The sequence below is a fragment of the Erwinia sp. HDF1-3R genome, assembly GCF_039621855.1.
Lineage (GTDB): Bacteria > Pseudomonadota > Gammaproteobacteria > Enterobacterales > Enterobacteriaceae > Erwinia.
Genome location: NZ_CP155071.1, coordinates 2,823,830 through 2,836,466, shown reverse-complemented (window position 1 = coordinate 2,836,466; position 12,637 = coordinate 2,823,830). Strand labels below are relative to the sequence as shown.

The 12,637-nt window shown below is 55.9% G+C and carries 6 protein-coding genes; 4 read left to right on the top strand and 2 right to left on the bottom strand.

Annotated features, from left to right (window positions below; all coding sequences use genetic code 11):
• Nucleotides 1–79: 79 nt before the first annotated feature.
• Genes tcyJ through tcyN form a run of 3 tightly spaced genes read left to right on the top strand, consistent with a single transcriptional unit; the run spans nucleotide 80 to nucleotide 2,300 of the window.
• Nucleotides 80–883, top strand: coding sequence for a cystine ABC transporter substrate-binding protein (gene tcyJ, locus AAGR22_RS12915; protein ID WP_345827900.1), 804 nt, complete (start codon nucleotides 80–82; stop codon nucleotides 881–883).
• Entirely contained in the window at nucleotides 883–1,551 is a 669-nt protein-coding gene (tcyL, locus tag AAGR22_RS12910; RefSeq protein WP_067700965.1) for a cystine ABC transporter permease, read from the top strand. The genes tcyJ and tcyL overlap by 1 nt, the downstream gene beginning before the upstream one ends.
• Nucleotides 1,548–2,300, top strand: a complete 753-nt coding sequence (gene tcyN, locus AAGR22_RS12905; RefSeq protein WP_345827898.1) for an L-cystine ABC transporter ATP-binding protein TcyN — start codon at nucleotides 1,548–1,550, stop codon at nucleotides 2,298–2,300. The genes tcyL and tcyN overlap by 4 nt, the downstream gene beginning before the upstream one ends.
• Nucleotides 2,301–3,162: 862 nt before the next feature.
• Here the strand turns inward: tcyN and AAGR22_RS12900 are convergent.
• Nucleotides 3,163–3,525, bottom strand: coding sequence for a hypothetical protein (locus AAGR22_RS12900; RefSeq protein ID WP_345827897.1), 363 nt, complete (start codon nucleotides 3,523–3,525; stop codon nucleotides 3,163–3,165).
• A 452-nt stretch (nucleotides 3,526–3,977) separates the two neighbouring features.
• Nucleotides 3,978–7,928 carry a trifunctional transcriptional regulator/proline dehydrogenase/L-glutamate gamma-semialdehyde dehydrogenase gene (putA, locus tag AAGR22_RS12895; RefSeq protein ID WP_345827896.1) on the bottom strand — a complete coding sequence of 1,317 codons (3,951 nt, stop codon included), beginning with the start codon at nucleotides 7,926–7,928 and terminating at the stop codon, nucleotides 3,978–3,980.
• 418 nt (nucleotides 7,929–8,346) lie between these two features.
• On the opposite strand from putA, the gene putP reads away from it, so the two are divergent.
• The gene (gene putP / locus AAGR22_RS12890; protein WP_345827895.1) at nucleotides 8,347–9,831 is read left to right on the top strand and encodes a sodium/proline symporter PutP; all 1,485 of its coding nucleotides are present in this window, start codon (nucleotides 8,347–8,349) and stop codon (nucleotides 9,829–9,831) included.
• Nucleotides 9,832–12,637: the final 2,806 nt, after the last annotated feature.

Sequence of the window (12,637 nt, the reverse complement as noted above, 5' to 3'; positions counted from 1 at the left end):
CCCGGGTTGCAGGCAGCGAGATTGACAATAAGCGGGAAGCCGGGCGGCTTCCCTGAACTAATAATAGCGTGGAGTGACTATGAATTTTTCTCTGGTGCGTCGCCGGGTGGTAATGGGTGTGATGTCTCTGGCGCTGGTGGCGGGCTTCTCTACGGCCAGCTATGCGGCACAAGAAAATCTGCTGGCCAAAGTGAAGGAGCGTGGATCCCTGCTGGTGGGCCTGGAAGGGACGTATCCCCCGTTCAGCTTCCAGGATGAAAATGGCAAGCTGGCGGGCTTTGAAGTCGATTTTGCTACTGCCCTGGCGCAGCATCTGGGCGTGAAGGCCAGCCTGAAGCCGACCAAATGGGATGGGATGCTTGCCGCGCTCGACTCTAAACGCATCGACGTGGTAATCAATCAGGTGACGCTCTCACCCGATCGTGAGAAGAAGTATGACTTTTCCACCCCCTATACCATTTCTGGTATTCAGGCGCTGACCAAAAAAGCCAACGCGGACAGCATCAAACGTCCTGAAGATCTGAGCGGCAAAAAGGTCGGCGTGGGCCTGGGTTCAAACTATGAGCAGTGGCTGCGTCAGAACGTGAAGGGCGTGGATATTCGCACCTATGATGATGACCCGACTAAATATCAGGATCTGCGCGTTGGCCGCATTGACGCTATCCTGGTTGATCGCCTTGCCGCGCTGGATCTGGTGAAGAAAACTGGTAACACCCTGGCCGCAGCGGGTCCGGCTTTCTCCCGTCAGGAATCGGGTGTGGCACTGCGCAAAGGCAACACCGATCTGCGTGACGCTATCAATAAAGCCATTGCGGACATGCAGAAGGACGGCACGATGGGTAAACTCTCTGATAAATGGTTTGGCGTGGACGTAACTAAATAATGCAGGAAAGTATTCAACTGGTGCTGGATTCAGCACCTTTTTTATTGAAGGGGGCGGTATTCACCCTTCAGCTCAGCATCGGTGGCATGTTCTTTGGGCTGGTGCTGGGTTTTGTGCTGGCGATGATGCGCCTGTCGCATTTCTGGCCGCTGTCATGGTTGTCGCGTTTTTACGTGTCGATTTTTCGCGGTACGCCGCTTATCGCTCAGCTGTTTCTGATCTACTACGGCCTGCCGCAGTTTGGCATTGAGCTGGATCCCATTCCCTCGGCGATGATTGGCCTGTCGCTGAACACCGCCGCCTACGCGTCAGAATCCCTGCGGGGGGCCATTGCTGCAATTGAGCGCGGGCAGTGGGAAGCCGCCGCCAGTATTGGCATGACCCGCTGGCAGACCATGCGCCGGGTGATCCTGCCGCAGGCAGCCAGAACCGCTCTGCCGCCGCTGGGCAACAGCTTTATCAGCCTGGTCAAAGATACCTCGCTGGCCGCGACCATTCAGGTTCCTGAGCTGTTCCGTCAGGCGCAGCTGATTACCTCACGCACGCTGGAAGTGTTTACGATGTACCTGGCCGCCTCGCTGATCTACTGGGTGATGGCAACGCTGCTCTCGCTGTTACAGAGTAAGCTGGAAGACCACGTTAATCGTCAGGATCGGGAGTCAAAATGAGCGCCATTGAAGTCAGCAAGCTGGTTAAACAGTTTAATGGTCAGACCGTACTACACGGCATCGATCTTGAGGTTAAATCGGGCGAAGTCGTTGCGATTATTGGTCCAAGCGGATCGGGTAAAACCACGCTGCTGCGCAGCATTAACCTGCTTGAGGAGCCGAATAGCGGCACCATCAAGGTCGGCAATATTCAGATCGACTCTTCCCTGGGAATGCACCGCCAGAAAGAGCAGATCCGCCGCCTGCGTCAGCAGGTCGGCTTTGTTTTCCAGAGCTTCAATCTGTTTCCCCACCGTTCGGTGCTGGAGAATATTATTGAAGGGCCGGTCATCGTTAAGCGTGAGGCCAAAGCACAGGCGATAGCACGCGCCCGGCAGCTGTTGGAGAAAGTGGGGCTGCAGGGAAAAGAGATGAGCTATCCGCGCAGCCTGTCGGGCGGTCAGCAGCAGCGCGTGGCGATTGCGCGTGCGCTGGCGATGCAGCCGGAAGTGATACTGTTCGATGAACCGACCTCTGCGCTAGACCCTGAGCTGGTAGGGGAGGTGCTCAGTACCATTCGTGCGCTGGCACAGGAAAAGCGCACGATGGTTATCGTCACGCACGAGATGAGCTTTGCCCGCGACGTGGCGGACCGGGCAATCTTTATGGATCAGGGGCGAATTGTCGAACAGGGCCCGGCTCGCGATCTGTTCACTGCGCCGCAGCAGCCGCGTACCCGCCAGTTCCTGGAAAAATTCCTTAATGCCTAAAGGCGCGGCATTCTGAATCAGACCATCGCTTTACCTGATATACGGGTGAAGGGGCGTCAGTTTATGACGCCCCTTCACCCGCCAGATGATAGCTCTCCTCGGTTGAGATATCTTTTCCTTCGGATTTTGTTTCCACTGCTCCCTGGTAATTTCAACCAATATGGCTTATGCCCTTGAGGGTACTTATATGCACAACGGCTTCCTGCAGAGAAACCGTTCCGCCATTACTTTTGCACTCGCTTAAAAATGATAGTGTTGATGCGCTGGCTACGTTTATTGCCAGGCAATAAGGGATCATAATAATTATTTTTTCATCTAAAATCTTGTCCATTTAATAGTTAAAATCCAATTTACTCAAGAGTTTTCATTTTAGGAAAACAATCATAAAAGACCTGCCGAGGTAGAAGGTATTCTTAATTATCAGGTTAAAATCCTTGCGGCACCGGTCTTTTTGTGTGCTTTAAGGTTATTTTAGGGTTTAAATTAAACGTTGTCTTTATACACCTCATTAGTCTCTCCTCCTGTCATGACGAAACTCAATTACTGTAATTTATCCTGATAATTAAATCAGCATAAAATAATCGTTCACCCTGACCTTCATATCATCCAACCCGACCCCATTATTGCGATCTTCCATCGTAGTATTGTTACACCCGCTCAAACAGAGTGACATCGCAAGGGACTATCACAGATGTCGGTAAACATTTCATGTGCTACAGCAAAATGGCTCTCCCCATGCTCAATTTAAACCATTGATGCCAGCGTCGGGTCAGAGTGATATATACAACCGTCTCAATATAATGCAGGGGAGTTATTCGTCTGGCTAAATGGACTTAAATAAGCCTTCTATTGAATTTTTTAACTACACCTCCTTAAATAAATGGGTGATAATTTTTGCTAAAAATCTGTTTTTTAATGTCAGAACAATCACCTTTTTATTATTAACTATCCTGTTTTCTTTGTTTCGCTTCATTTCTAAAGTTAGGAAATCATCAAGTTTTGATATTTTCTTCCTGACTTTATAGCTTAGCTGGTTTAGATTGTTATTGATAATGACCTGACTGCGGTCTTTCCAGATATACTCAATAATTTCTTCCGTTTGAAATGGATTGCTTTTACGCCTGTTGATAAGAAATAACATAAATGAAAACTCCATTCTCGTAAATTTTACCAGCTTTCTCTTATAAAGTATTGAGTGATTAAACACGTCCAGAATCATCAACACGCCATGCCTCCTTTTTTATCCTGTAGCAGATAATACTTAAATAAAATTAAACCGACAATACTAATTATTTTTTATGTGATTTGAATAGTAATATTGAAATGTTTGCATATTATTAATTGTTGTTTAATGTACCAAATGGGGGGATTCATTTAAAGAACAGATGGATTCATTTATTTTCAATTAGTCCTTTTTTAACACGACCGGCTAATAAGTGTCGGATTTATATAACTATTCATCAAAAATAAATAAACCAATTCCGACGGTCAACAACGGCAGGGCGGTAATATCAATATCATTGCCTGCTGGAAATATAATTGATTATGGCAGGTAGGGTAATCGCGTACAGACCAGTCAGGCAGATTTAAGGCCGTGTAGGAAAAGGAAGGGATTGCTGATAACACATTGAACATCACGACGGTGTCGGGGAGATGCCCGACACCGCCATGATGCGGTTAGCCGATGGTCATCAGGCTGGCGTTACCACCCGCCGCGGCCGTATTGACGCTGAGTGAACGCTCCAGCAGCAGGCGTTCCAGCAGCAGGTTGGTTTCGCCGCGCGCGAAGCCCTGTACCGACACAATCGCACCTTCGCGTTCAGCCACCGTTCTACACACTTCGCGCAGCCTGTCGGCATCGCCATGGAATATAACCGCGTCAAAGCTACTGTTTTTTTCCAACGGCTGCGTCGCGAAATCTATCCGTGCCTGCACCGCCTCCGGTAGCGTTTTAAACAGGCTGCGGAGCAGCTCATCTTCCGGCCACAGTACCCGGCTGCCCGTTGCCGTAACGGCCGCCAGCTGCGTCAGCGCATCCTCCTGCGTATCCGCCAGGCATAAAACATGCTCACGCGGCAGCAGGGCAAAGGTGTTGCGCTCTCCCGTAGGACCCGGCAGCAGTCGAACCGTTCCTCCCTGGCTCAGTTCGGCATAGCGGGCGCAAAGACTCGCCAGTTCAGGTTTATCCTGCGCCCACGCGGTCAGCGCCTGATGCGCAGCCAGCAGGGAGGGGCGCAGCGCCGCATCGACCGGGTGCTCACCGTCATGACGATCCAGCGTGACGCGCAGCGCGCCATCAGGGCGGTGCGACAGCAGCCGGTACAAATACAGCGGGCCACCCGCCTTTGGACCGGTGCCGGAAAGGCCTTCACCGCCAAAAGGCTGCACGCCGACGACCGCGCCAACCATATTGCGGTTGACATAAAGATTGCCGACGCGGGCGCTGTTGGTCACCTGATGAATGGTTTCGTCTATACGGGTATGCACGCCCAGCGTCAGACCGTAGCCTGACTGGTTAATTTGCGCGATTATCTGTGGAAGCTGGCTGCGGGTATAGCGCACCACATGCAGTACAGGACCAAAGATTTCTTTGTCCAGATCGGCGACGCTATCCAGCTCGATAAGCGTTGGCTGAATGAAGGTGCCACTCTGCCACTCTTTAACATCCTGCTGATTTTGCACTGCCGCCTGGTAAACCTTCATCCCCTTGCTGCGCATTGCCTGAATATGACGCTCGATATTCTCTTTCGCTTCGGCATCTATGACCGGGCCAATATCGGTAGAGAGGCGTTCCGGATTGCCCATGCGACATTCGGCCATCGCACCGCGCAGCATTTGCAACTGGTGGTCGGCCACGTCCTCCTGAACGCACAGCAGACGCAGGGCCGAACAGCGCTGCCCTGCGCTATCAAAGGCGGAGGCCACAATATCAACCACTACCTGTTCGGTCAGCGCTGAGGAGTCGACAATCATCGCGTTCATCCCGCCCGTTTCGGCAATCAGCGGTGTTGGACGCCCCTGCGGATCGAGACGGCCTGCCAGATTACGCTGTAGCAGGGTCGCTACCGCCGTCGAGCCGGTAAACATTACGCCGCGCACGCGGTCATCCCCGGTAAGCTGCGCGCCGACGGTTTCGCCCTTGCCAGGCAGCAGCTGGAGCGCGCCGACCGGTACACCGGCCTCGTGCAGCAGGGCTACCGCTTCGGCGGCAATCAGAGGCGTCTGTTCGGCAGGCTTTGCCAGTACGCTGTTGCCTGCCGCCAGCGCGGCAGCGATCTGTCCGGTGAAGATGGCCAGCGGGAAATTCCACGGGCTGATGCAGACGACCGGACCGAGGGGGCGGTGCGTTTCATTATCGAAATCATCCCGCACCTGTCCGGCATAGTAATAGAGGAAATCGACGGCTTCGCGCACCTCGGCAATGGCGTTGCTGAAGGTTTTACCCGCCTCGCGCACCAGTATGCCAATCAGCCGCTGTAGCTGCCCGTCCATCAGCATGGCCGCCCGCGACAGGATGGCCGCACGCTCCTGCGGTGGGGTGGCGAACCAGATCGGCCCCGCACTGACGGCGGCGTCCAGCGCAATAGAGACATCGGCTTCGCTGGCGTATTGCACATAGCCGACGATATCGCCCGGCTCGGCCGGATTAAGGACCGGCAGGGGTTCACCCGGCTGTCGCTCACCGTCAATCACCGGCACCGCGTGCCAGGGCTCCATGGCGCTGTTAAGCAGCGCGCTCGACAGCGAGGCCAGACGGTGTTCGTTGGCCAGGTCCAGCCCGGAAGAGTTCACGCGCGCGCTGCCGTAGAGATCGCGCGGCAAAGGAATTTTAGGATGGGGCAGGCCCACGCCGCCTTCGCTGCGCGCCAGCTTTTCCACCTCTTCGACCGGGTCGGCCACCAGATCGTCAATCGGTAGCGTCTTGTCGGCGATGCGGTTGACAAAAGAGGTATTCGCGCCGTTTTCCAGCAGTCGGCGCACCAGGTAGGCCAGCAGGGTTTCATGCGTGCCAACCGGTGCATAGATGCGGCAGGGGCGGTTGAGCTTACCGTCGGACACTTTGCCCACCACCTGTTCGTACAGGGGTTCACCCATGCCGTGCAGGCACTGGAACTCATACTGGCCGGGATAGTAGTTGTTACCCGCCAGCTGATAAATAGCCGCCAGCGTGTGGGCGTTATGGGTGGCAAACTGCGGATAGATCAGGTTCGGTACGGCCAGCAGCTTTCGGGCACAGGCCAGATAGGAGATGTCGGTGTAAATTTTGCGGGTGTAGACCGGATAGCCCTCCAGGCCCTCCATCTGCGCGCGCTTTATTTCGCTATCCCAGTATGCACCCTTCACCAGACGAACCATCAGACGGCGGCGGCTGCGCTGAGCCAGATCGCAAAGCGCGTCGATGACGAACGGGCAGCGCTTCTGGTAGGCCTGAATCACAAAGCCAATGCCGTTCCATCCCTCCAGCTCTGGTTCGAAACAGAGCTTTTCCAGCAGATCCAGCGACAGCTCCAGCCGGTCCGCCTCTTCGGCATCAATATTGATGCCAATATCGTAGGAGCGTGCGAGCAGCGTCAGGGATTTCAGGATCGGGTAAAGTTCGCTCATCACGCGCTCGTACTGGGCGCGACTGTAGCGAGGGTGCAGGGCGGAAAGCTTAATTGAAATCCCGGGGCCTTCATAAATGCCGCGACCGTTGGAGGCTTTGCCAATGGCCTGAATCGCCTGCTGATAGGAGAGGAGATAGGCTTTCGCATCCTGCGCCGTCAGGGCGGCTTCACCGAGCATGTCGTATGAGTAGCGGAAGCCTTTCTCCTCCAGCTTGCGGGCATTTGCCAGGGCTTCAGCGATGGTTTCCCCGGTCACAAACTGTTCGCCCATCAGGCGCATCGCCATATCCACGCCTTTGCGGATCAGCGGTTCGCCGCTTTTACCGATAATGCGATTAAGCGAACGGGAGAGACTGGCTTCGTTATGGGTGGACACCAGGCGCCCGGTAAACAGCAGACCCCAGGTGGCCGCGTTGACGAACAGCGAGGGGCTACGGCCCAGATGCGAGTGCCAGTTACCGTTGCTGATTTTGTCGCGGATAAGGGCATCGCGGGTCGGCTTGTCCGGTATGCGCAGCAGCGCCTCGGCCAGACACATCAGGGCCACCCCCTCCTGAGAGGAGAGAGAGAACTCCTGCAGCAGGCTTTGCACCATCCCGGCGCGTCCGGTTGCACCTTTCTGGTGCCGAAGCTTATCAGCAAGCTGGTAAGCGAGCTGATGGGTTTGCTGCGCCAGGGGAGCAGGCAGGCGCGCCTGTTCCAGCATCATCGCCACGGATTCATTTTCAGGGCGCCGCCAGGCGGCGGTGATCGCGGCACGGGTCACGGACTGCGGAAGAATATGCTCGGCAAACTCAAGGAACGGCTGATGCTGCTCATCTTCTGAGCGCTCATCCCCCTCGTGCGTCAGCAGCTGAGAAGGGATTTCAGGCAGGGCTGCGCCATTTTCCAACTGCTCAAGATAATTAAAAATCGCCTGCTTAATAAGCCAGTGTGGGGTGCGATCAATCTGACCCGCAGCCAGCCTGATGCGCTCGCGCGTGGCTTCATCCAACTTCACGCCCATGGTAGTTGTGCCCATGCCTCTAGCTCCTTGAAATGATAAATGACGACGATATTGAGCAATATCACTTAAGTTGCAACTTTGTGCAACCTTGTTAAATACGCCTCTGTTTGAGCGATGAAAGCGCTGTTTTGAAAAGCGGCATGGATATTGCTGCAAGTATCGCGCCAGAACGGTGGTTACAGGTAGTATCTGGATATTTAAGGTCTTTTTTAAGGTGCAACTTGCCGGGTTGTGATCCGGTGCAACCTTTCATTGTTGAGTCTGTGACATGGGGTGAAGTTACTGTAACTGATGTGTTAAATCGTTTGTGCGCTTACACCCTTTACGGCAGGATACCTGCGCTGGGTTGACAGGAGGGGGCTGCTACGTTCCGGTGGCACCGCCAGTGCAACCTTGAGCACTGCGCATTTAAAATAATAAATGGAGAATTTCAATGACAGCAAGTACACCAATGATGGTGACCTTTTGCGTATATATCTTTGGCATGGTGTTAATTGGTTTTATCGCCTGGCGGTCAACTAAAAACTTTGACGATTACATTCTTGGCGGTCGAAGTTTGGGCAGCGTGGTTACGGCGCTCTCTGCCGGAGCATCCGATATGAGCGGCTGGCTGCTGATGGGGTTGCCGGGTGCCATTTTCCTTTCTGGCATCTCCGAAAGCTGGATTGCCATCGGTCTGACGCTGGGGGCCTGGCTGAACTGGAAAATTGTTGCAGGACGTCTGCGGGTCCAGACAGAACATCATGATAACGCGCTGACGCTACCTGACTACTTCACCAGCCGGTTCGAAGATAAGAGTAAGCTGCTGCGGGTGATTTCAGCGTTGATTATTCTGGTATTCTTCACCATTTATTGCGCGTCGGGCATTGTGGCTGGGGCGCGCCTGTTTGAAAGCACTTTTGGCATGAGTTACGAAACCGCGCTATGGGCGGGGGCGGCGGCCACTATTATCTATACCTTTGTCGGTGGGTTCCTGGCAGTAAGCTGGACCGATACGGTGCAGGCCAGCCTGATGATTTTTGCGCTGATCCTGACGCCGGTGATCGTTATCTCCGCCGTTGGCGGGCTGGGTGATGCGCTGACGGTTATCCGGGCTCAGAGCGCTGAGAATATGGATATGCTGAAAAACCTGAATTTTGTAGCGGTAATTTCGCTGCTAGGCTGGGGGCTGGGCTATTTCGGCCAGCCGCATATTCTGGCGCGTTTTATGGCGGCCGATTCTCACCGCTCCATTCGCAGCGCCCGTCGTATTGGTATGGCATGGATGGTGCTCTGTCTTGCAGGGGCGGTAGCGGTAGGATTCTTTGGTATTGCTTACTTCCATAATCATCCTGAACAGGCAGCGGGCGTAGCGGATAACGGCGAGCGAATTTTCATCGAGCTGGCGAGGATCCTGTTTAACCCCTGGATTGCCGGTATTTTACTTTCCGCTATTCTGGCGGCGGTGATGTCCACGCTCAGCTGTCAGCTGCTGGTGTGTTCCAGCGCGTTAACCGAAGATTTATACAAGAGCTTTTTGCGCAAGGGTGCGACCCAGCGTGAGCTGGTGTGGGTAGGGCGGATGATGGTGCTGCTGGTGGCGGTGGTGGCGATTGCGCTGGCATCCAACCCACAGAACCGCGTGCTGGGTCTGGTGAGCTACGCCTGGGCGGGCTTCGGTGCGGCGTTTGGTCCGGTGGTGCTGCTTTCACTGGTCTGGAAGCGGATGAACCGTAACGGCGCGTTGGCGGGAATGATTATCGGTGCGGCCACGGTTCTTATCTGGAAGCAGTACGGGTGGTTGGGTCTGTATGAGATCATCCCGGGCTTCCTGTTTAGCACTATTGCTATCGTGCTGTTTAGCCTGTTGGGGCCAGAGCCGTCGGCGGCGGCACAGCAGCGTTTCGAGCAGGCTGAGGCGGAGTTTAGCGCCGACTAAGTGAGGGGGCGTAGTGCGCTAAGTGCCTGGTGCCGTCGCCAATCGCCAATGGGGGCCCGGCTGGCTAAAGTCTGGTGCCGTCGCCTACGGGTGGTGCCCGGCTGGCTAAACGTTTGGTGCCGTCGCCAATCGCCAATGGGGGCCCGGCTGGCTAAAGTCTGGTGCCGTCGCCTACGGGTGGTGCCCGGCTGGCTAAACGTTTGGTGCCGTCGCCAACGGATGGTGCCCGGTGCCAGGCGGTCCTCACGCCGCGCGTGGCGCGGTTCCTTCGCTCCGCTCGTCGACTTTCCGGACCGGGCATGACGGGACATCCCTGTCCCGGCATGCCCTTGTGCCAGCATCCCTGCTGGCCCATCCGGGTCTTCCTCTCTACGCTCAGCGCTGCGGATTGCCTGTCACCGGGCCCCACCCGTCTGCTCTTTTTGCTTTGTGCTGGCTGTAGGTAAGGGCGCTTTCCGGGGTTACAGGCGATTCTTTGGCAGGTTTAAAGCAAAGAGAACTCTGCAAATAAGACAACCTCCGTGCCAAAGCCTCAGGGCCGTAGCCTGGGGTTTGCGCACGGTGCGCTAAAGGCTCAGTGCTGTCGCCTGCGGGTTGTGCCTGATGCTGTATGGCCCTGGATGCCATATGTGGATGGAGCCTGATACGGCAAAGATCCGGGGTGTCGCCAGCGGATGGTGCCCGGCTGGCTAAAGGCCTGTTGCATTCGCCAATCGCCAATGGGGGCCCGGCTGGCTAAACGTTTGGTGCCGTCGCCAACGGATGGTGCCCGGTGCCAGGCGGTCCTCACGCCGCGCGTTGCGCGGTTCCTTTGCTCCGCTCGTCGACTTTCCGGACCGGGTATGACGGGACATCCCTGTCCCGGCATGCCCTTGTGCCAGCCTCCCTGCTGGCCCATCCGGGTCTCCCTCTCTCCACTCAGCGCTGCGGATTGCCTGTCACCGGGCCCCACCCGTCTGCTCTTTTTGCATTGTGCTGGCTGCGGTTAAGGGTGGTTTCGGGCGTTACAGTCGATTCTTTTGCAGGTTTAAAGCAAAGAGAACTCTGCAAATAAGATAACCTCCGTGCCAAAGCTTCAGGGCCGTAGCCTGGGGGTTGCGCACGGTGCGCTAAAGGCTCAGTGCTGTCGCCTGCGGGTTGTGCCTGATGCTGTATGGCCCTGGATGCCATATGTGGATGGAGCCTGATACGGCAAAGATCCGGGGTGTCGCCAGCGGATGGGGCCCGGCTGGCTAAAGGCCTGTTGCATTCGCCAATCGCCAATGGGGGCCCGGCTGGCTAAAGTCTGGTGCTGTCGCCAACGGATGGGGCCCGGTGCCTGGCGGTCCTCACGCCGCGCGTGGCGCGGTGCCTTCGCTTCGCTCGTCGACCTTTCGGACCGGGCATGACGTGACATCCCTGTCCCGGCATGCCCTTGTGCCAGCATCCCTGCTGGCCCATCCGGGTCTTCCTCTCTACGCTCAGCGCTGCGGATTGCCTGTCACCGGGCCCCACCCGTCTGCTCTTTTTGCTTTGTACTGGCTGTGGGTAAGGGCGGTTTCGGGCGTTACAGGCGATTCTTTGGCAGGTTTAAAGCAAAGAGAACTCTGCAAATAAGATAACCTCCGTGCCAAAGCTTCAGGGCCGTAGCCTGGGGGTTGCGCACGGTGCGCTAAAGGCTCAGTGCTGTCGCCTGCGGGTTGTGCCTGATGCTGTATGGCCCTGGATGCCATATGTGGATGGAGCCTGATACGGCAAAGATCCGGGGTGTCGCCAGCGGATGGGGCCCGGCTGGCTAAAGGCCTGTTGCATTCGCCAATCGCCAATGGGGGCCCGGCTGGCTAAACGTTTGGTGCCGTCGCCAACGGATGGTGCCCGGTGCCAGGCGGTCCTCACGCCGCGCGTGGCGCGGTTCCTTCGCTCCGCTCGTCGACTTTCCGGACCGGGTATGACGGGACATCCCTGTCCCGGCATGCCCTTGTGCCAGCCTCCCTGCTGGCCCATCCGGGTCTCCCTCTCTCCACTCAGCGCTGCGGATTGCCTGTCACCGGGCCCCACCCGTCTGCTCTTTTTGCATTGTGCTGGCTGCGGTTAAGGGTGGTTTCGGGCGTTACAGTCGATTCTTTTGCAGGTTTAAAGCAAAGAGAACTCTGCAAATAAGATAACCTCCGTGCCAAAGCTTCAGGGCCGTAGCCTGGGGGTTGCGCACGGTGCGCTAAAGGCTCAGTGCTGTCGCCTGCGGGTTGTGTCTGATGCTGTAATGGCCCTGAATGCCATATGTGGATGGAGCCTGATACGGCAAAGGTCCGGGGTGTCGCCAGCGGATGGTGCCGGGCTGGCTAAAGTCTGGTGCCGTCGCCAACGGGTGGTGCCCGGTGCCAGGCGGTCCTCGCGCCGCGCGTGGCGCGGTTCCTTCGCTTCGCTCGTCGACTTTCCGGACCGGGCATGACGTGACATCCCTGTCCCGGCATGCCCTTGTGCCAGCATCCCTGCTGGCCCATCCGGGTCTTCCTCTCTACGCTCAGCGCTGCGGATTGCCTGTCACCGGGCCCCACCCGCCTGCTCTTTTTGCATTGTGCTGGCTGCGGTTAAGGGCGGTGTCGGAGATTCCCGGAAACTCTTCGTCAGGTATGAATGCGTACAGGAAATATGCAATGACCAAAATAGTTGGGATATGAAGAAAATCAGAAGACTGAGAGTGCACAGTTTATTGTGACTGGTTTTTTCGTGGTGCAGATAAATGACCTAAATAGCGGCACCAAAAACTAAATCGAAAAGTGAGCTGAATCCTGCCCGAGAGCAAACCTTAACGGGGATAGGCTCAGAA

Excerpts from the sequence above, each read along its gene's own strand:
- tcyJ (WP_345827900.1), top strand. The coding sequence starts at position 80 with ATGAATTTTTCTCTGGTGCGTCGCCGGGTGGTAATGGGTGTGATGTCT.
- tcyL (WP_067700965.1), top strand. The coding sequence starts at position 883 with ATGCAGGAAAGTATTCAACTGGTGCTGGATTCAGCACCTTTTTTATTG.
- tcyN (WP_345827898.1), top strand. The coding sequence starts at position 1,548 with ATGAGCGCCATTGAAGTCAGCAAGCTGGTTAAACAGTTTAATGGTCAG.
- putA (WP_345827896.1), bottom strand. The coding sequence starts at position 7,928 with ATGGGCACAACTACCATGGGCGTGAAGTTGGATGAAGCCACGCGCGAG.
- putP (WP_345827895.1), top strand. The coding sequence starts at position 8,347 with ATGACAGCAAGTACACCAATGATGGTGACCTTTTGCGTATATATCTTT.